16 protein-coding genes are annotated in these 20,416 nt (G+C 64.0%); 12 read left to right on the top strand and 4 right to left on the bottom strand.

The window, feature by feature from the left end; translation table 11 throughout:
- The first annotated feature begins 119 nt into the window (after positions 1–119).
- From PVW51_RS21160 to PVW51_RS21145, 4 genes are all read left to right on the top strand, one after another.
- Complete coding sequence (locus tag PVW51_RS21160) at positions 120–500, top strand: rhodanese-like domain-containing protein (protein WP_269366786.1); 381 nt, start codon at positions 120–122, stop codon at positions 498–500.
- Positions 501–657: 157 nt separating this feature from the next.
- Entirely contained in the window at positions 658–1,497 is an 840-nt protein-coding gene (locus PVW51_RS21155; protein ID WP_274577295.1) for a sulfotransferase, read from the top strand.
- Between the two features lie 80 nt (positions 1,498–1,577).
- On the top strand, positions 1,578–2,528 hold the full coding sequence (locus tag PVW51_RS21150) for a TAXI family TRAP transporter solute-binding subunit (protein WP_274577293.1): 951 nt from the start codon (positions 1,578–1,580) through the stop codon (positions 2,526–2,528).
- Between the two features lie 57 nt (positions 2,529–2,585).
- The gene (locus tag PVW51_RS21145; protein WP_274577291.1) at positions 2,586–4,343 is read left to right on the top strand and encodes a TRAP transporter permease; all 1,758 of its coding nucleotides are present in this window, start codon (positions 2,586–2,588) and stop codon (positions 4,341–4,343) included.
- A 91-nt stretch (positions 4,344–4,434) separates the two neighbouring features.
- On the opposite strand, the gene PVW51_RS21140 is transcribed toward PVW51_RS21145, so the two are convergent.
- Positions 4,435–6,093, bottom strand: a complete 1,659-nt coding sequence (locus PVW51_RS21140) for an alpha-amylase family glycosyl hydrolase (RefSeq protein ID WP_274577290.1) — start codon at positions 6,091–6,093, stop codon at positions 4,435–4,437.
- Between the two features lie 34 nt (positions 6,094–6,127).
- Complete coding sequence (locus PVW51_RS21135; RefSeq protein WP_269366778.1) at positions 6,128–7,021, bottom strand: UTP--glucose-1-phosphate uridylyltransferase; 894 nt, start codon at positions 7,019–7,021, stop codon at positions 6,128–6,130.
- A gap of 419 nt (positions 7,022–7,440) precedes the next feature.
- Here PVW51_RS21135 and PVW51_RS21130 point away from each other — a divergent pair, with 419 nt between their 5' ends.
- From PVW51_RS21130 to PVW51_RS21115, 4 genes are all read left to right on the top strand, one after another.
- Positions 7,441–8,571 carry an NAD(P)H-dependent glycerol-3-phosphate dehydrogenase gene (locus PVW51_RS21130; protein WP_274577289.1) on the top strand — a complete coding sequence of 377 codons (1,131 nt, stop codon included), beginning with the start codon at positions 7,441–7,443 and terminating at the stop codon, positions 8,569–8,571.
- The gene (locus PVW51_RS21125; protein ID WP_269366772.1) at positions 8,571–9,335 is read left to right on the top strand and encodes an HAD-IIB family hydrolase; all 765 of its coding nucleotides are present in this window, start codon (positions 8,571–8,573) and stop codon (positions 9,333–9,335) included. Before PVW51_RS21130 ends, PVW51_RS21125 begins: the two co-directional genes overlap by 1 nt.
- Positions 9,325–10,812, top strand: coding sequence for a glucosylglycerol-phosphate synthase (gene ggpS / locus PVW51_RS21120; RefSeq protein WP_274577288.1), 1,488 nt, complete (start codon positions 9,325–9,327; stop codon positions 10,810–10,812). The genes PVW51_RS21125 and ggpS overlap by 11 nt, the downstream gene beginning before the upstream one ends.
- A gap of 506 nt (positions 10,813–11,318) precedes the next feature.
- A complete protein-coding gene (locus tag PVW51_RS21115) occupies positions 11,319–12,650 on the top strand; it encodes a cytochrome-c peroxidase (RefSeq protein ID WP_443288572.1) in 1,332 nt (443 codons plus the stop codon).
- A gap of 114 nt (positions 12,651–12,764) precedes the next feature.
- Here the strand turns inward: PVW51_RS21115 and PVW51_RS21110 are convergent, their stop codons facing one another.
- Both PVW51_RS21110 and PVW51_RS21105 read right to left on the bottom strand, forming a co-directional pair.
- Positions 12,765–14,249 carry a CRTAC1 family protein gene (locus tag PVW51_RS21110; RefSeq protein WP_274577287.1) on the bottom strand — a complete coding sequence of 495 codons (1,485 nt, stop codon included), beginning with the start codon at positions 14,247–14,249 and terminating at the stop codon, positions 12,765–12,767.
- Positions 14,246–15,511 carry an ROK family protein gene (locus PVW51_RS21105; RefSeq protein WP_274577286.1) on the bottom strand — a complete coding sequence of 422 codons (1,266 nt, stop codon included), beginning with the start codon at positions 15,509–15,511 and terminating at the stop codon, positions 14,246–14,248. The genes PVW51_RS21110 and PVW51_RS21105 overlap by 4 nt, the downstream gene beginning before the upstream one ends.
- A gap of 208 nt (positions 15,512–15,719) precedes the next feature.
- Between PVW51_RS21105 and xylF the strand changes: the two genes are divergently transcribed.
- From xylF to xylB, 4 genes are all read left to right on the top strand, one after another.
- Positions 15,720–16,751, top strand: coding sequence for a D-xylose ABC transporter substrate-binding protein (xylF, locus tag PVW51_RS21100; protein ID WP_114275931.1), 1,032 nt, complete (start codon positions 15,720–15,722; stop codon positions 16,749–16,751).
- A 139-nt stretch (positions 16,752–16,890) separates the two neighbouring features.
- On the top strand, positions 16,891–18,192 hold the full coding sequence (locus PVW51_RS21095) for a sugar ABC transporter permease (protein WP_269366763.1): 1,302 nt from the start codon (positions 16,891–16,893) through the stop codon (positions 18,190–18,192).
- A complete protein-coding gene (locus PVW51_RS21090) occupies positions 18,193–18,942 on the top strand; it encodes an ATP-binding cassette domain-containing protein (RefSeq protein ID WP_269366761.1) in 750 nt (249 codons plus the stop codon).
- Positions 18,942–20,378: a xylulokinase gene (gene xylB, locus PVW51_RS21085; protein ID WP_274577285.1), complete on the top strand. Its 1,437-nt coding sequence runs from the start codon at positions 18,942–18,944 to the stop codon at positions 20,376–20,378. The genes PVW51_RS21090 and xylB overlap by 1 nt, the downstream gene beginning before the upstream one ends.
- The last annotated feature ends 38 nt before the right edge of the window (positions 20,379–20,416 follow it).

The following is a 20,416-nucleotide window of genomic DNA, read 5'->3' as shown; positions in this document are numbered from 1 at the left end:
AGCTGGCTATTCCTGCGCTCTCTTGCCTGGAACTGAGCAATTTTGGACTGAAACGGGTGGGCGACAATGAATGTCAACACGACCTAGTTCCCGAAAGGACCCATTGAAGGAGAGCGATCATGAAAACTGCAAAAGACTACCTGGACGAAGCCAATGAAACCGTGCCGAAGATGGCGGTGGCCGATGCGATTGCCAGACATGCGGCGGGGGGCGGTGTCTTTGTCGATGTGCGCGACAGCGCCGACATCGCCAAAAGCGGCACGATCAAGGGCGCGCATCGCATTCCGCGCGGCATGATCGAATTTCGTGCCGATCCCGCGATGGAACAATTCTACAATCCCGCGCTGAAGCAGGATGGCGAAATCTATCTGATCTGCGGGGCGGGCGGCCAGGCGGCACTGGCGGGAAAGACCCTGCAGAACATGGGCTATACCAATGTGACGAACATCGGCGGCTTCCCCGGCTGGAAAGAGGCGGGCGGCCCCACCGAAGAAGGCTGACAAGCGGTCCTGCGGCAGGCGGCCCCGCCAGGGATCACGCCGCCCGCCGCCGCTTGCGCGGCCTGTCGGCAACAGAACGGAACGGCCCCGCCCGGGGCCTTTCCGCCTGACCTGCCTGACGCTAAACAGGGGCAGTCGCAGGACAGGGATGCCGAAAATGACCAACAGTTCATCCGCCATCAGGGGCCCCGGTGGCCAGCTGATGGGCGAAAGCCGCCCTGTCATCCTGCTGGGTCGCGGCGGTGGCGGCACCCGGCTTTTGTCGGAATTTGTCCAGGGGCAGGGCGTTTTCCTCGGCTCGGAAATCAACAAGAGCTTTGATTCCGTGGAGTGGGTCAAGACGATCTATGCCATCGCGATCGAGGTGATGTCGGGCGAGGCGCCGCCCGATGCCGCGCGGCGGGCTGGCTATATCACGCAACTGCATGAAACGGCGGCCGAGGTGCTGGCGCGCGCGGGGCAGGTGGAAAGCGGATACTGGGGATGGAAACTGCCCGAAACAACGCTGATCTGCGATCTGGCCAGGGCGGCCTTTCCCCATGCGCAATGCCTGCATCTGGTGCGCCATCCGGTGCGCGCCAGCCTGCGGCGCACCCATATGACCTCGCGCATGAACAATCCGATGGGCCGGGCGGCCCTGCCTGCGGCCTATGTCCATGCTGGGCGCGACCCTGCGCTGATCGAGACGGACAGCACCCATATCCACAATGCCTGCAGCTGGTTGCATCAGGCCGATCTGATGGCGCGCACATTCGATGGTGATCCCGACATGCATGTGGTCCGTTTCGAAGATACGCTTGACCATCCCGACACGACCGCTGCCGCCCTCTCCGCGTTTCTCCACCGCGCGGCACCCGCCGATGCGCCGCCGCTTGCGGTGGATGCCGGGCGTGCCAGCGTGATCGAGATGGATGCGGATGCCGCGCGCCGGGTCTGGGACATCTGCGGCGCGCGGGCCGCGACCTTTGGCTATACGCTGGCAGAAGTCCTGGACTGATCAAATCCAACCTCGCGGCTTGAAGCGCGGCGCGGAGAGTGGAACAGTGGCCGCAGATATTTCCGAGGGAGGAATTTACCATGAAACTGACACCTGTTCTGGCCAGCCTCGCGCTGGTTGTGACCGCAGGCCTTGCCACCGCGCAGGAGCGTGTGACCTATAAATCCGCAAAGACCGGATCGTCCTATTATCAGATGGGCGTGCAGATCGCCGAGGCGATGAAGGAAGGCACCGATGGCGGCGTGATCGTGACCGTCGAGGAAAGCCAGGGCTCGGTCCAGAACGTCATGGAAGTACGGGCGCGGGGCGGCGATTATGTCTTTACCACGCCGCCTGCGCTGGTCGGGCTTGCCCAGCAGGGCAAGGCGATGTTCGAGGGCAAGGGCGATCCCGCCTTTGACGAGATCCGCGCGCTCTTCCCGATCCCCTCGCTGACCATGCATTTCGTGATGTCGGACGCCAGCGGCGTCACCGATTTTGCCGGGATGGAGGGCAAGACCATCCTGCTGGGCAAAGGGTCTTTCGGTGCGACCGAAGGCGAGAAATATCTCGGGCTCTTTGGTCTGGAAGGCAAGGTGAACCTGGCCGATGCGGAATTGTCCAACGCGGTTGCCGCGCTCAAGAACGGGCAGATCGACGGTTTTGTCACCGCCGGCTCCTATCCGGCACCCAATGTGGTCGAGGCAGCGGCAACCACCGGTGTCACGATCCTGTCGCTGAGCGACGCGCAGATCGCGGAAACCAAGCGGACAAGGCTGGTGATCCCGGCAGGCACCTATGCCGGGCAGGACAGCGATATCGTCACCACATCGCTGCCGGTCGTCGCCTTTGCCACCACCAAGATGAGCGATGACACCGCCTATGCCTTGACCAGGACGTTCTGGGAACAGCGTGACGCGATGGGCGCCTCTGCGCCCTGGTGGAACGCGGTGGACGAGGGGCTGATGGAAACGATCACCAGCAAGCTGCACCCCGGCGCCGTGCGCTATTACAAGGAAATGGGCTGGACCCTGAGCGACGCGCAGATGTAAAGCCCCGGGCGCGCCGGATCCCCGGTGCGCCCATTTTCTGCTGTCGAAGGCTCCCTGATGCGTCTTATCGCCTTTCTTGCGGCCCTTGTGCTGGTCGTCTTTCACCTTGGCCTGATCTTTTCGGGGCTGGTGCCCAATCTGGTCAGCCGCCCGCTGCACCTGGCGCTGGCGCTGCCCTGGATCCTGCTGGGGGCGGGGCAGTCACGGCTGATGTGGGGCAGCGGGGCGGTTCTGGCGGTGCTGGGCATCGGGGCGAGCCTCTGGGTGGCCCTGTCGCACAACATGCTGTCAGACCAATACGGTTTCCTCGAAGGGCCGTTCCAGACCGGCATCGCCGTGACCCTGCTGGTGGTGGTGCTTGAGGCCGCGCGCCGGGCCATCGGCTGGCCCTTGCCCCTGGTCGCGCTGCTGGCGCTGCTCTACGGCTTGTATGGGCAGTATATTCCGGGCGAATTCGGCCATTCCGGCACGCCCCTGCCCAGTTTCCTGGGCACCCTGACCATTGCCGAAGGCGGCATCTGGGGCAGCCTGACGGGGGTCTCCGTCAGCGTGGTGGCGATCTTTGTCATCTTTGGTGCGGCGCTGAATGCGGGTGAGGCGGGGCAGGGCTTCATGAACCTGGCCGCCGCCGCTGCCGGACGGCTCAAGGGCGGTGCAGCCAAGGTATCGGTCCTCTCCTCGGCGCTCTTCGGCTCCATCTCCGGCTCGGCCTCGGCCAATGTCGCCTCGACCGGGGCGATCACATTGCCCGCGATGACGCGCCTTGGCTACCCCAAGCGCCTTGCCGCAGCGGTGGAAGCGGTCGCCTCCTCCGGCGGGCAGATCATGCCGCCGCTGATGGGGGCAGGGGCCTTTGTGATGGTGGAGCTGACAGGCGTGCCCTACACCGCGATCATGGCGGCGGCGGTGCTGCCTGCGCTGCTGTACTTCTGGGCGGTCTGGGTCGGTGTGAACGCCTATGCGTCGCGCGGCAACCTGTCGGGCATCCGGGCGGAAGACCGCCCCGCCCTGCGCGATGTGCTGATCACATCGGCCTTCTTTGCGGTGCCTTTCACCGTGCTGCTCTGGGGCATGTTCTGGATCAAGGTGACGCCGCAATATGCCGCGACCATGGCGATCCTTGCGGCTTTTGCGCTTCTGTTCTTCAACGCGCAGGGCATCGGCGCCTGGCGCGGGATCAGCGGGCGGATCGAAAGCGCCATGCTCAACGCGGCAAGGCAGGTCTCGATGATCGCGGCCATCATCATCTGTGCCTCGATCATCATCGGCGTGCTCTCGATCACGGGCCTTGGGGTCAAGATCACCTCGCTGATCCTCTCTGGATCGGGGGGCATGCTCTGGCCCGCGCTGCTGCTGACGGCAGTTGCCTGTCTGGTGCTGGGGATGGAGGTGCCGACGACAGCGGCCTATGTGATCTGCGTGTCGGTGGCGGGCCCCGCCCTGATCGAACTGGGGCTGGTGCCGCTGCAGGCGCATCTCTTCGTCTTCTGGTTTGCCCTCTTGTCCACCATCACGCCCCCGGTCTGCGGCGCGGTGTTCATCGCGGCGGGCATGATCGGGGAAAACTGGCTCAAGGTGGCGGTGACCGCGATGTCCCTGGGCTTCGGGCTCTATGTCATCCCGCTGGCGATGATCGCCAATCCCGACCTGATCGCACTGGGCAGCGCGCCACTGATGGCAGGCGTCGCGCTGGTGCAGGTGGGGGCCGGGCTGGCGCTGATGTCATCGGCGCTGATCTCGCCGCGTGGCATCGCCATCCGCGCGGGGCTCTTTGCCGCCGGTGCGGCAATCATCTTTGCCCGGCTGGCGCTCTGACGGTTCACGGCGTCCCGCCTTTCACCTGATACATCCGGTATCGCCGGTGTCCCGAGAGCGCGAAGCGCGGCAGGGTATCGGCGATTCACGTTCAAGTCGGGGCGCTTTGGGCCGCTTCGCTGATCTTCTTTGCCAGGCAGACCTGCCAGGGACCAAGATGCAGCCGCCCGTCCGGCGAGGGGCTGGCGCTGCCGATCTTGCGGCCGATGGTCTTCCATGTCCCCGACGGCAGGCTGTGCATCGACGGGGTGTCGGACATGTTGAAGGCGCAGAAAATCGTCTCCTCCTCCGTCACCCGCTGGAAATGCAGCACATCGGTAAAGACATAGACGCCCTCCTGCCGCCCGACCTTGAGCGCCGCGTGCTTGCCGCGAAAGGCGATGGCATTGCGGTAATGATGCAGGATCGCCCCCGGCTCCGCCTCCTGCGCATGCACCGCGCGGTGGCGGTTCTCATTGCTCAGCGGCAACCAGGGCACGCCGCTGGAAAAACCTGCATTGCTTTCGGTCTGGTCCCAGACCATCGGCGTGCGGCAGCCGTCGCGGCCCTTGTACTCGGGCCAGAATTCACGCCCATAGGGGTCTTGCAGGTCTTCGAAAGAGATATCGTCCTCCTCCAGCCCCAGTTCCTCTCCCTGATAAAGGCAGGCAGCCCCCGGCAGACACATCAGCAGCGTCGCATAAAGCCGCTGCGCGGCGGGGGACAGGCCCCAGCGGCTGGCATGGCGCATCACGTCATGGTTGGAAAACGCCCAGGCAGGCCAGCCGTCGCGGGCGACCTGGTTGACCGCATAGAGCACCTCCGCCACGCGCGAGGCGTTCAGCGGTTCCGCCGCGAGGAATTCAAAGGCATAGCACATGTGCAGCCGGTCCGCGCCTCTGGTGTATTCTCCCAGCAGTTGCAGGCCCTTGGTGGCATCCCCGATTTCGCCAAGCGATGTGACCGCGTCGTATTCGTCCAGCAATGCCCGGATGCGCGCAATGAAATCCAGCGTCTCGGGCCGGTTCTTCGAATTGACGTGATCCTGGTAATTATAGGGGTTCACGGAAGGCGTCAGGATGTCGCTGCGCTGCTCCTTCTCCAGCGCGGGATTGTCGCGCAGGTCCTTGTCGGCGAAGAGGAAGTTCACGGTGTCAAAGCGGAACCCGTCCACCCCGCGGTTGAGCCAGAAGCGCATGACCTCCAGCAGGGCCGATTGCACATGCGGATTGTGCAGGTTGAGATCGGGCTGCGAGGCCAGAAAGTTGTGCAGGTAATATTGTTCGCGCCGTGGGTCCCAGTGCCAGGCCGAGCCGCCAAATATCGACAGCCAGTTGTTCGGGGCGGTGCCATCCGGTTTCGGGTCTGACCAGACGTACCAATCCGCCAGCGACCCATCCCGCGAGGCGCGGCTGTTGGCAAACCAGGCGTGTTGTTCAGAGGTATGAGACAGCACCAGGTCGATGATCACCCTGATCCCGGCATCATGCGCCGCCGCGATCACATCATCGAAATCCGCCAGGCTGCCAAAGATCGGATCGACGTCGCAGTAATCGCTGACGTCATAGCCGAAATCCTTCATCGGCGAGCGGTAGAAGGGCGAGATCCAGATCGCATCCACGCCCAGGCTCGCCACATAGCCGATGCGCTGCACGATCCCCTGAAGATCGCCGATGCCATCCGCATTGCTGTCCTGAAAGCTGCGCGGATAGATCTGGTAGATGACGCTGCCGCGCCACCAGTCGGGATCGGGGGATTCTGGTTCTGTCATGTCTGCTGTTACAGGCCTTTCCTGGCGCTTGCGGTCAGGCGACGCTCATCTGCTGGTTCGCGCTCAGGAAATCGCCGATCACATGGGCGAACTGGGCGTCCTGCTGGGCCAGGAACAATTGCGCGCTCAGCATGCCGTCCTTTGACCCGCAATCGAACCGTTTGCCGATAAAGCGATAGCCCGCCACGCTTTTGCTGCCGATATCGGCGGCAATCGCATCGGTCAGCTGGATTTCCCCGCCCGCACCCGGTTTCTGGCGGCGCAGGGTGTCAAAGATGCCGCCGTCAAGGATGTAGCGGCCGACCACGGCGGTGGTGGAGGGGGCCAGATCGGCATCCGGCTTTTCGACCAGCCCGTCGCAATAGGCCAGCGCATTGTCATGCTTGGCAATCGACAGCACGCCATAGCTCGAAACCGTTTCGCGCGGCACTTCGAGGGTGGCAAGCATATGGTCGACCGGCGCGGTCTTGTAGGCCTCGATCATCTGGCTCAGGCAGCCCTTGCCGCTGAGGATCAGATCGTCCGGCAGCAGCACGGCGACAGCCCCCGGCAGCGCGTGTTCGGCGGCACAAAGGATTGCATGGCCAAGGCCGAGGGGCTGGTGCTGGTGGACAAAGACGATGTCATGCTTGCTTTCGTCCAGGGCGGCATCATGCAGCTGCTGGGCCAGTTTGTTCTTTCCGCGCTGGCACAAGGTCTCGCCCAGGGCGATGTCATGCATCACGTAATGTTCGATGGCGGATTTGGAGGGGTGATTGACAAAGATCATCCGTTCGATCCCGGCATCGCGGGCTTCGTCGATCACATATTGGATCAATGGCGTGTCGAGAACAGGCAACAGCTCTTTCGGAACCGCCTTTGTTGCAGGCAGAAAACGGGTGCCCATGCCGGCAACCGGAAAAATCGCTGTGCGCACTGTCTTTGTCATTTCGTTTCACTCCTGTTTCCAACACTCGGAAAGAGGTAAGGCTGCAGGTGCAGAAAGTCAAAAAAACCGGGCCGCGCGCCTGCTTGATAAATGCGCAGAACCGCCGAGCGTCGCGGCTCGGGGATGGCGGATATCGGCTTTCCGGGTCGGAAAATCACAATATTTCAATATATTAAACCTGCGGTGTTGCGCTGCGGCACCCGCGCAGGGGATGAGCAAGGATTGCGCGTCATTCCGCGGATTGCCTAAAAAATGTGCGAAATTCGGACGGGATCAGGGCGAATTCCGGCTTTCTCGGCGTCGCGCATTGAACTGACACAACATCCCGTTAGGTCAGTAGCTGAGCATGAAGAGCGGATGCATGGATCGGTCCTGGCCAGGGGCCGTGTCGATGTACTGGCACAAGAGGAGTTCAAGATATGACAGCAGAAATCAAGATGCTGCCGACCCAGGAACAACCCTATGCCCGGATTGCGGTGATCGGTGGTGGCGCATGGGGGACGGCGCTGGCCAGCGTTGCGGCAAAGGCGGGCAGGTCCGTGCAGCTTTATGCGCGCGACCGGGCGACCGTCCGGTCGATCAACAGCTCTCATGTGAATGCAAAGTATCTGCCCGAAATCGCATTGCCCCCGTCCCTGACCGCCACGGACGATCTTGAGGTTGCGCTGAACGGCGCGGATGCGGTGCTGTTGGTGGTGCCCTCCGGCGCGGTGCGTGCCATGGCATCGCGCATTTCCGGTCTGGTCAAACATGGCACGCCGGTGGCGATCTGCACCAAGGGGATCGAACCCACGACAGGCTATCTGATGTCCCAGGTCGTCTCGGAAGAGATGCCGCATGTGCCCGTGGGCACCATTTCCGGCCCCACCTTTGCGCGCGAAACAGCGCTGGGCCATCCGACGGCGGCCACCGTCGCCTTTGAATTCAGCCACAAGGACCGGCTTGAGCCCTCGCACAGCCCCGCCGCGCGGCTGGCCCTGTCGATGAGCACGGGCTTTTTCAAGACCTATATCTCCGACGATCTGGTCGGGGTCGAAATCGGCGGCGCGGTGAAGAACGTGGTCGCCATCGGCTGCGGCATGATGACGGGTGCGGGCTTTGCCGAGAACACCCGCGCCGCGCTGATCACGCGGGGCCTTGACGAGATGAAGGTGCTGGCGGAGGCGCTGGGCGGCAGGCGCGAGACTGTCACCGGCCTGGCCGGGACCGGCGATCTGACCCTGACCTGTTCCAGCCAGACCTCGCGCAACATGTCGCTGGGGGTGCAGTTGGGTCAGGGCATCCCGCGCGATCAGTGTTTCGACGGCGCGCCGGTGGTGGTCGAGGGCGAGGCCAATGCCCGCTCCGTCATTGATCTGGCGAAACGGGTCCGGGTGGCAATGCCGATCTGCGAGACAGTGTTCGGCATCCTGCACGAGGGGCGCGATCTGAACGCGGCATTTGCAGAGCTCTGGACCCAGCCGATCTCGGCAGAGCCGCGGGCGATGGACCTGACCCTGAACAACCCGGCGCATAAATCCATGACCCGTCTCGACGGGGGGGTGGCCTGATGGACAAGCCATTTGTACTGGCCACCGATCTGGACGGCACCTTTCTGGGTGGCACCCAGGCCGACCGCCGCGCGCTCTATCGCTGGATCGAAGACAACCGGGACACGGTTGGTCTGGTCTTCGTCAGCGGCCGGGACCCGGAATTCATCCACAAGATGTGTTCCTCCAATGAGCTGCCCTGGCCCGAATATGCGGTCTGCGACGTGGGCACCAGCATCGCCCGGGTGCATCCGCAAAAGGGGATCACGCCGATCGACACGCTGGAACGCGAAATCGCCGCGCAATGGAACGACAGCGGCGATGCGGTGCGCGCGGCGCTGAAATCCTTCCCCGGGCTGACCGAGCAGAAGACCGCCTTTCGCTACCGGGTCAGTTTCGATTATGATCCCGAAAGCTACGATCCGCGCGCGGCGGAGGTGATTGACGGTATGGGCCATGATGTCCTGATTTCGGACAACCGCTATCTGGACGTGTTGCCGCGCGGGGTCAGCAAGGGGCCGTCGCTGTTGCGGCTGCTGGAGCACCTGTCGCTGCCGCCCGAACGGGTTCTGGCCGCCGGTGATACGCTGAACGATCTGTCGATGCTGGTGGCGGGCACACCCGCCGTCGCTGTCGGCGGGTCAGAGGCACGGCTGATCGAGGCGCTGCCGGATCTGCCCCGGATACACCACGCCAAGGGCATCGGCGCAGCCGGGATCGTCGAGGCCATGATCGCTTTTGATCTTCATCCCGATGCAAAGGAAATACTGACTGATGTCATCTGATCTGGTCATCGTGTACCACCGCCAGCCCTACGAAGAAGTCGAGGAAAACGGCAAGACGGTCCTGCGCGAGAACAAGAGCCCGAATGGCATTGTGCCCACGCTCAAAAGCTTTTTCGGCACCGCCGAACATGCCACCTGGATCGCCTGGAAACTGGCAGAAGACCCGGCCAACCCCGGTTTCGAGAAAGTGGTGGAGATCAACGACAATCACGGCACCTACAATGTGTCCCGCCTGCCGCTGACAGAGGCCCAGGTCAAAAGCTTTTACCATGTCTCCTCGAAGGAGGCCTTCTGGCCGATCCTTCACAGCTTCAAGGAAAAGTTCAATTACGATCCCGTCGACTGGCCCACCTTCCGCGAGGTGAACTGGGCCTTTGCCGAAGCCGCCGCGCGCGAGGCGGGCAAGGGCGCGCGGGTCTGGGTGCATGATTACAACCTCTGGCTTGTGCCGGGCTATCTGCGCCAGTTGCGGTCGGATGTGACGATCAGCTTTTTTCACCACACGCCGTTTCCGGCGGCGGATATGTTCAACGTGCTGCCCTGGCGGCGCGAGATCGTGGACAGCCTGCTGAAATGCGACATCATCGGCTTTCACATCCCGCGCTATGCCTCGAACTTCGTGGCGGTTGCCAATTCGCTCTTCGATCTGGACGATATCACCATCGGCTATGTCGCCCCCGAGCTGGTGTCGGACGGCACCGCGCTGAGCGAGCGGCGGGTGCCGACCTCGATCACCCAGGACGGGCGCAAGATCGCGATCAGCTCCGCCTCTGTCGGGGTCAGCGCCGCCTATATCTCGGGGCGGTCGGAGGAGCCGGAACTGAAGCAGAAAGCCCGTGAGATTCGCGAGGGCATGGGGGATGAGCGGCTGATCCTTTCGGTCGGGCGCACCGATTACACCAAGGGTGGCGTGGACCAGCTGGAAAGTTTCGAGCGGGTGCTGGAAGACAACCCGGACCTGCGCGGCAAGATCAGGCTGATGCATGTCTCGGTCAGCGCCGACCGGAAAATGTCGGCCTATGCGCGCACCCAGACCGGGATCGAGGAAACCGCAGGCCGGATCAACGGCCGCTTCGGCACGCTGGAATGGCAACCCATCGCGCTGATCTCGCGGGCGATTCCGTTCGAGCAGCTGTTGTCCTACTACATGGCGGCGGATGTGGCCTGGATCACGCCGCTGGTGGACGGGATGAACCTGGTCTGCAAGGAATTTGTCGCGGCGCGCAGTGACGGGGACGGGGTTCTTGTCCTGTCGGAATTTGCCGGTGCGGCGGTGGAACTGCATTCGGCGGTGATCACCAATCCGTTTTCGCACCGGTCCATGGACAATGCGATCCTTACCGCGCTGGAGATGCCCGAGGAGGAACGCCGCGCGCGGATGGTCGAACTGCGCAAGGCGGTGTTCCGCTATACGCTGGATGCCTGGGCGGAGGAGCACAAGCACCAGTTCGACCTGTCGCATGCCGTGAATTCTTGACACTTCGTGTCGAATTTTCCGGGTCATGTCAGGGGGGCGTGTCAGGCAATTCCGCCCCAGACCGGACCTTTGGCGCGGTATGGGGCGAGGTCAGGTGAGCGGACTTTGTTGCCGTCGATCACTGGCACCCGGGCCCGGAACAAGCCGAAGGCGCCGGGCCATCGCCTGCCCGTGCCCCGGGTAGGCGATTTGGAGAGGCCAGGTGTTCCACTGACGGGATTCATCATGGTTGAGAAATTAAGTGGCATGAACATAGGTCAGCATCGCCCACCCCGGGCAGGCGCTGGCCCGGCTTGCGCTTCGCCTCCGAGGCTCAAGAGGGCTTAGATCTGCCCTTCGCGGCATCTTGCACGAATGTCCGCCTCGTCCCTGCCTCCCACCTTGGGCGCTAGCGCCGCGCGCCGGGTAACTGCCGTGACCAAAAACCGGGTTTTCCCGGCATCTGACATGACGCCAAATCCGCCTGACCCCTTTTCTATGTCCATGCATCGGCTATGGTGGCGGGCATGAAACGGATAATGTCATTGCGAAAGATCCTTGTCGGGCTGGCCTGCTGGCCTGCCATCGTGATGGCGCAGGGTCTGCCTGATCCGGTGACCGACAGCGATTACCGCCCCGTCGACCTGGAAGAGGCGCGGCTGGGGCAGTTGCTGTTCTACGATCCGGTCCTCTCGGGGAACCGCAGTGTTTCCTGCGCAAGCTGCCACCACCCGGATTTCGGCACCAGTGACGGGGTGTCCCTGTCTCTGGGGGATGGCGGTATCGGGATGGGGCCCGAGCGCAGGGCCGACCCGGACAACCTGCCGGAAGAGCGTATTCCGCGCAACGCGCCGGGGCTGTTCAACCTCGGCGCTTACCAGTTCACCTCCCTGTTTCACGACGGCAGGCTTGAGGCCGATCCGGACTGGCCCGGCGGGCTGCGCACGCCGATGGACGCCGACATGGTGACCGGCTTCAACTCTGCCCTGTCGGCGCAGACGATGTTTCCGGTCCTCAGCCGGGACGAAATGGCCGGATCGCATCGCGAGAACGACGTCGCACGTGCGGTGCGGCAGGGGGTGATCACCGGGCCCGGCGGCGCCTGGGACCTGATCGCGCGCCGGGTCGCGGCACTGCCCGCCTATGCCGGGCGTTTCGCGGCGGTCTATCCGCATGTGAAGGGCCCGGATGACATCGCCTTCACGGATATTTCCAACGCGCTTGCCGCATTCATGGAGCATGAGTGGCGGTCCGATAGCGCGCCCTTCGATGCGGTCCTGCGCGGTGAGGCGGTGCTTGAGGGCGCGGCACGAGCCGGGATGGAGCTGTTCTATGGCGCAGCGGGATGTGCCGGTTGCCACAGCGGCCCCTTCCTAACCGATCATGATTTTCACGCCATGGGCGCGCCGCAGATCGGCCCCGGCAAATCCGCCAGTTTCGAGGACAATGACCGCGACGAGGGCCGCTTTCGGGTGACGGGGGATCCGGCGGACCTTTATGCCTTTCGCACGCCATCGCTGCGCAATGTGGCGCTGACGGCGCCCTATGGTCACGCGGGCGGGCATGGTGATCTGCGGGCCTTTGTCGCCGCCCATGCGGACCCGGCGGCGGGGCTGGCGGGGTATGACGAAGGGCAGGCCGTGCTGCCGCGTTTCGAGGCCGAGGATTTCACCGTGATGCATGACCCTGATCAGCTTGCCGCGATTCTGGCGGCGGTCCGGGTGCCATCGGTGCAGCTTTCCCCGGAAGATATCGCTGCAATTGTCGCCTTTCTGGATACGCTGACCGACCCGGTGGCAATCGACGGGCGGCTGGGCATCCCCGAAACCGTGCCCAGCGGATTGCCGGTGCAGAAGTAGCGGGACCTGGCACCAGGGTAACAAGTGGCCGGAGGGTTCCTCGCAGGGAAGCCAACACATTGTTAGCAAACATTTTGTTTGGTTAACGCCGCGTGCGGGGGGTGGGGTGCCTCGCTAGGGCTTTTCGATGAGGTGGGTCATGCCCGCGCTGAGGTCATGTGCCGTGCTGCTGCCATCGGGCCAGGTGACCGTGACTTTCGCACTCTCCGCCGTGCCCAATCCGAAATGGCGCGGTAGCAACTGACCGCCCGCGTGACCGCCGCCGATCACCTGTTGCAGGGATTGCCGCAGTGGGCCGCTGCGCAGGTCGATCACGGCGCCTATGGCATCGCGGTTGCCATCTTTTTGCTTCAGCGTAATGCCAAGCCAATGGCCCGTCTCGGGGGTCACGTTGCGATAGATCTCAAGCGGGGCGCGGCGGTTCAGCACCAGCAGGTCAAGCCGCCCGTCGCCATCGAAATCCGCCAGTGCCGCGCCGCGTGACCGTTTGACGGTGGCCACCCCGGCCTCTGCCGCGCTTTCGGTGAAAGTGCCGTCGGCTTGTTGCATCAGCAGGTTGTTGGGGTCGCGGGTGGCCAGCCCCGGCATCTGGTCCACGTTGCCCTTGGCAATGAACAGGTCGGCGCGGCCGTCATTGTCCACATCGCCGAATTCGGCGTGCCATCCGGTGGAGGGGCGTCCGTCACCGCCGGTATGGGGCCGCTGGGCATAGGTGCCGATGGCATAGGGGGCGGCGGCATATGTGCCGTCAGGCTGGGCGATCTGCAACAGCTGGTCGCCCATGGAGGTCAGCATCACCTCGTCCGCGCCATCCCCGGTAAGATCGCGCGAGGCGATCCCCATGCCCCAGAGCGCCACGTTCTGCCAGCCGTCCTCCGGCCCCAGGAAACGGCGCTCCGCGATGTCCCACATCTGTTCATGGCCGCCCTTGACGTAATAGTGCCGGTCGTTTGAGATGCGCAGCGTCTGGCGGCCCCGTGCATCCCGTGCTGCCAGCATCGACAGGGGGCAGAAGCCCGGCGTGAGCGGCGCCGCTTCATATCCGCCCGCGACGGGGCGCAGAATGGTGTTTTCATCGCAGGCCTCGAAAGGGCCATCGGGGTCGTTGCGGTCCACATAGTTGCCGATGGCCAGGGTCGGGCGGCTGTCACCGTCCTCCCACCATGCGGTGAAAGCCGTGCTCCACCGTGTATCGGCTGGGATGCCCCATTGCGTGGTGGCATCCGCAAAGTTGCAATCGGCACCGCCGCGCAGGGCGATGTTCTGGCCGGCGCGCAGAACGAAAAGGTCCATCCGCCCGTCGGCATCCATGTCGATGGGATAGGCCCCGGTGACGCCGGTCAGCGGGGGCAGGGGGGCGGCTTCAAACCGGAAATCACCCCGGTTGCGGATCAGGGTGGCAGGGGCCTCTCCGCCCGCGGCAAAGATGTCGGGCAGGTTGTCATCGTCGCAATCGAAAACGGCGACGCCGCCGCCGACAAAATGTTCCCAACCGCCGGTATAGCTGTGCGCGGGCAGGGCGCCGGACATGTCCTCGTACAGCGGGCCGGCCTGGGTCGTGGTGCCGATGAGGCAGGCGAGCAGGAGCGCGCGTTTCATGTTGTCTCCCCTTCTCCGCCGATCAGCGTGTCGGTCAGTGCCGCCAGCGCCAGCGCGGTGGCGCCCCGCGCCCAGACCAGATCGCCCCAGGCGTGGATCGCCACTTCGCAGGGGGCGCGGCCCTCTGACAGGGTCAGCTCCTGCATCTCCGTCAGCACTTCGCTGGCATAAAGGTAGTCGTATTGCATCCGCTCCCCCGAGAGGATGATCAGCTCAGGATCGAACAATTGCACGACATTTGACAGGCCGACAGACAAATACCGCCCGGCGCGTTCAAAGATGGTGCGCGCTGCGCGGTTCCCGGCCTTGGCATTCTGGAACAGGGTTTCAAGCAGCATCTGGCTGCTTTGCGGTGTGTCGGTGCCGGGGCCGAGGGCGGTTGCGGCCTCGCGCGCCAGCGCATAATCGGCCAGATAAGCCTCAAGACAGCCGCGCTGGCCGCAGCGGCAGAGCGCGCCGTCTAGCTGCACCTTGGTGTGACCCAGTTCCAGGCCCATGCCCCGCGCGCCGCGATAGAGGCGGTTGTTCAGCACCAGCCCCATGCCGACGCCGTTTTCGATGGTCACCACCGCGAAATCGCTTTTCTGCCGTCCTTCGCCGAACCAGAGTTCCGCAAGGGTCAGCATATTGGCGTCATTGTCGATATAGACCGGCATGTCGAAGCGCGTTGCAAAAGCCGCGCGCAGGTTCTGGTCGCGTTCCGACAGCAGGGCCGACCATGCGATGGTGCCGGTATCGAATTCGACGATGCCGGGCATGCCGATGCCGACGGCGCGGATGTCGGCAAGGGCCTTGCCGCTCTCGGCAAGTATCCGGTCGATCAGCGCGCCGATCTCTTCCATCAGCTGCGACATGGAGTGAACGGCCTGGGTGGTGGGCAGCGCGGTATCTGCCAGGATATTGCCCGCAAAATCGGTCAGCACCGCGGTGTGCCGGTTGTAGGACAGCTTGATCCCGATGACATGAGCCGCGTCGGGCACGACCTGCAGCGCGACAGGGGGGCGGCCGCGCCCGGCCTCCCGCGTCATGCCGGTGACCTCGCGCAGCAATCCCGCCGCAATCAGGTCTGCCGTGAGGGTGGTGGCGGAGCCTGCGCTGATATCAAGCGCGCGGGTGATGTCGGCCCTTGCAGCGGAACCGGATGCGCGTACATAATCGAAAATCTGGACACGCAGCGGGGTGTTAGCTGCCCGCCCTTTGCTCAGTTGCGGCCCGCATCCTTGCAGCGGGCTCTCTGCGAGATCAGTACTATGGCCGTCCATAAATTCAGTCTCTAAACATAAATAACCCGTCAATGGGCCGCTTCTTATGATTTTGGCGAAGACTTTGGCGTTTGGGAAGGAAAATCTGTGAATATAAGAGCGTTTTGAGAATTATTATTTTGACAGCTAAAATAAATTGAGCGACCTTATTCTCAGGGTCAACTGACTCGCCTCCTGCGCGACAGGGGGAATCATAAGGGAGGACGACATGTTCAAAAAAATGCTCGCGGCTGGCGTTGCGGTCGCAGGTTTCACATCATTCGCCTGGGCGGATAGTCACAGCATGACGGTCGGCGTGAGCTGGTCGAATTTCCAGGAAGAGCGCTGGAAAACCGATGAGGCCGCAATCAAGGGCGCTCTGGAAGCTGCCGGCGCGACCTATGTCTCTGCCGATGCGCAATCATCCTCGGCCAAGCAATTGTCGGACGTGGAAAGCCTGATCGCCCAGGGCGTCGATGCGCTGATCATTCTGGCGCAGGACAGTGCCGCGATCGGCCCCGCCGTGGATGCCGCCGCGGCCGAGGGGATTCCGGTTGTCGGTTATGACCGGCTGATCGAAGACAGCCGCGCCTTCTATCTGACCTTCGACAACGTGGAAGTGGGCCGGATGCAGGCCCGTGCCGTGTTCGAGGCGCAGCCGGAAGGCAACTACGTGATGATCAAGGGCTCGCCCACCGATCCGAACGCGGATTTCCTGCGTGGCGGCCAGCAGGAAGTGCTGCAGGAGGCCATCGACGCGGGCAAGATCACCATCGTCGATGAAGCCTATACGGACGGCTGGCTGCCTGCCAACGCGCAGCGCAACATGGAGCAGATCCTGACGGCGAACGACAACAACGTCGATGCGGTTGTCGCCTCCAACGACGGCACCGCCGGTGGCGTTGTCGCAGCGCTGACCGCGCAGGGCATGGAAGGCATCCCGGTTTCCGGTCAGGACGGCGACCACGCCGCGCTGAACCGTGTCGCCAAGGGGACGCAGACCGTTTCCGTCTGGAAGGACGCGCGCGAGCTGGGCAAGGCAGCGGGTGAAATCGCTGTGGCCCTGGCGGGCGGCACCGAAATGTCTGCCGTCGAGGGCGCGCAGGAATGGACATCGCCGGGCGGCACCGTGCTGACGGCAAAGTTCCTGGCCCCGGTGCCGGTGACCGCCGACAACCTGACCGTCGTGACCGACGCGGGCTGGATCACCCAGGAGGCCCTCTGCCAGGGCGTGACCGACGGTCCGGCACCCTGTAACTGACCGCGATCCGGGGGCGGCCCTCGCCGCCCCCGAGATATCATTCGGCAGCGCGCCGCGCAGCTGATGCACACCCCCTGATTCCGCACCGCGCCGCACGGCCCTGCAGGGGCCCGTCGCGCCATATGCGAAGGCCATAGACATGACCGATTCCACGACCGACACCCGGCCAAGCCCGACAGCCCCCAAACGCAGCTTTCTGAACTCGCTTGAGATCGACACCCGTTTGCTGGGCATGATCGGGGCTTTCATTCTGGTGGCGCTGGTATTCAACGTATTGACTGACGGGCGTTTCCTGACGCCGCGCAACATCTTCAACCTGACGATCCAGACGGCTTCGGTCGCGATCATGGCGACGGGGATGGTCTTTGTCATCGTCACACGCCACATCGACCTGAGTGTCGGCGCGATCCTCGCGGCTTGCTCGGCGCTGATGGCGATGACTCAGGTGCGCTGGTTGCCGGGCCTCGGGCTGGAGATCGGCCATTGGGCAATCCCGTGGATCGCCATCACCGTGGGTGTGATCTTTGGCGGGATGATCGGGGCCTTCAATGGCTGGCTGATCGGATACCAGGGCATTCCCGCCTTTATCGTGACGCTGGGCGGTTTCCTGATCTGGCGCAACGTGGGCTGGTATCAGACGGCGGGCCAGACCATCGGGCCGCTGGACAGTACCTTCATGACCTTCGGCGGTATCAACGGAACCCTTGGCGGACCGCTGAGCTGGGGGCTGGGTGTCATCGCCATCGCGGCCACCGTGATCCTGATCTTCAACGCCCGCCGGGTGAAGGTGGCGCATGACTTTCCGGTCAAGCCGCTTTGGGCCGAGGTGACGCTGGCGGTGATCGCCACCGCTGCCATTGCGGGGTTCATCGCGATCCTGACCAATTACGGCGTGCCGGAGCGGGTGGTGGCGCGCGACCCGGCAAAATACGGTTGCGAGGTGGCCGAGGGCTGCAACCCTGTCTACGGGCTGCCGATTTCGGTGCTGCTGCTGCTGGGCATTGCGGTTGTGATGACCGTGATTGCGCGGCGCACCCGCTTTGGCCGCTATATCTTTGCCACCGGCGGCAACCCGGATGCGGCGGAGCTGTCGGGGATCAATACGCGGTTCCTCACGGTCAAGATCTTTGCCCTGATGGGCGTGCTCTGCGCCATTTCCGCCATCGTCGCGTCCTCGCGGCTGGCAAACCATTCCAACGACCTTGGCACGCTGGACGAATTGCGCGTGATCGCGGCGGCAGTTATCGGCGGCACCGCACTGTCGGGGGGGATCGGCACGATCTATGGCGCGATCCTGGGCGCGCTGATCATGCAGTCGCTGCAATCGGGCATGGCGATGGTCGGGGTCGACGCGCCCTTGCAGAACATCGTGGTGGGTGCGGTGCTGGTCTTTGCGGTCTTTATCGACATTCAGTATCGCAAGAGAATGGGGGCCAAGTAAATGACGACACCTTTGGTCGAAATGAAGAACGTCTCCATCGCCTTTGGCGGGGTGCAGGCGGTGGACAATGTCAGCATCAACCTGCACGCAGGCGAGGTGGTGGGCCTGCTGGGCCATAACGGGGCCGGCAAATCGACCCTGATCAAGATGCTGTCGGGGGCCTACAAGATGGATTCCGGCGAGATCTGGATCGAGGGCAAACGTGCCACGATCCATTCGCCCCGCGACGCCCGCGACTACAACATCGAGACGATCTACCAGACGCTTGCGCTGGCCGATAATCTGGATGCCGCCAGCAACCTGTTTCTGGGACGCGAGTTGATCACCGGGCTCGGCTTTGTCGATGACGACCGGATGGAGGCGGAGACGCGCAAGATCATGGCGCGGCTCAACCCCAACTTCAAGAAGCTGAAAGAGCCGGTCTCGGCCCTGTCGGGCGGGCAGCGCCAGTCGGTGGCGATTGCCCGCGCGGTTTATTTCAACGCCAGGATCCTGATCATGGATGAGCCCACGGCGGCGCTGGGGGTGCATGAGACCGCGATGGTGGCCGAGCTGATCCAGGAGCTGAAGAAACAGGGGCTGGGCATTTTCCTGATCAGCCATGACACCCGCGAGATGATGGAGCTGTGCGACCGCGTGGCGGTGATGAAGAACGGCCAGATGGTCGGCACCGAAAGGGTCGAGGATGTGACGGAGGATGACATCCTGTCGATGATCATCCTGGGCAAGAACCCGCGCGAGGCCGCCTGATGTTCATCGGCCTTGATCTGGGAACATCCTCGCTGAAGGCGATCCTGATAAACGACGCGCATGAGGTGCTGGCGGAACATGCGGTGCCGCTGAGCGTGCAGCGCCCCGGCACAGGCTGGTCCGAGCAGGACCCGCAAAGCTGGTGCGACGCGGCGGTGCAGGCGCTGGGCGCACTGGCGGCGGCGCATGATTGTTCGGGCGTCGCCGGCATCGGCCTGTCGGGGCATATGCATGGGGCCACGCTGATCGGTGCCGATGACGCGCCGCTGCGGCCCTGCATGCTGTGGAACGACACCCGCAGCCATGTGCAGGCCGCCGCGATGGATGCCCGGCCGCAGTTCCGCGAGATCACCGGCAACATCGTCTTTCCCGGCTTTACCGCGCCCAAGGTTGAATGGGTGCGCGAGAACGAGCGGTCGGTTTTTGACAGGATCGCCAAAGTGCTGCTGCCCAAGGATTACCTGCGCCTGTTCCTGACCGGCGAACATGTGTCGGAAATGTCCGACGCCGCCGGAACCGCCTGGCTGAACACCGGCACGCGGGACTGGTCCGATGAACTGCTGGCGGCGTGCCATCTTGGCCGCGCGCAGATGCCGGCGCTGGTCGAAGGGTCGGAGGTTTCGGGCCGGCTGCGTGCCGATCTGGCGGCAGAGCTGGGCCTGCCGCGCGCGGTGGTGGCGGGCGGTGCCGGGGACAATGCGGCAGCGGCCATCGGGGCAGGGGTGGTGCGTGATGGCACCGCCTTTTTGTCGCTGGGCACCTCGGGCGTGCTCTTTGCCGCCAATGACGGCTATCGCCCCGACCCGGAGACGGCGGTGCATACCTTCTGCCATGCGGTGCCGGATACCTGGCACCAGATGGGGGTGATCCTTGCGGCCACCGATGCCCTGGAATGGCTGGCGCGGCTGACCGGGCAACCGGCGGCCGATCTGACCCGCGATCTGGGAAATGTGCAGGCTCCGGGCCGGACGCTGTTCCTGCCCTATCTGGGCGGCGAGCGCACACCGCATAATGATGCGGCGATCCGGGGTCAGTTCCTGCATCTGGATCACGCCACCGATGCCCGCGCGGCGGCCCGTGCGGTATTGCAGGGGGTCAGCTATGCCTTTGCCGATTGCAACCTCGCCCTGGGGGCAACCGGCACGCGGATCGAAAGCGCGCTGGCGCTGGGGGGCGGGGCACGGTCGGATCATTGGCTGTCGATGCTGGCCAGCACCCTGGGCTTTCCGCTGGAGGTGCCGCAGGCGGGCGATTTCGGTGCGGCCCTGGGTGCGGCGCGGCTGGGTCAGATGGCCGCGACCGGAGCCGGGGCGGAGATTGCCGCCAAACCCCCGATCGCGCGCAGCATGGCACCTGACCCGGCCCTGAGCGACGCGATGGCCGATGGCCATGCGCGTTACCGGGCGGCCTATGCGGTGATCCGGGATCTGGACTGAGGGCTGCGGCCTGATCCGGCCTGCGCGCCGGGGGTGAT

The sequence above is a fragment of the Sulfitobacter sp. PR48 genome (genome assembly GCF_028807335.1).
In the GTDB taxonomy this organism is placed as follows: Bacteria; Pseudomonadota; Alphaproteobacteria; order Rhodobacterales; family Rhodobacteraceae; genus Sulfitobacter.
Note: the sequence above shows the minus strand (reverse complement) of the source record. Positions and strands in the feature narration are given on the sequence as shown.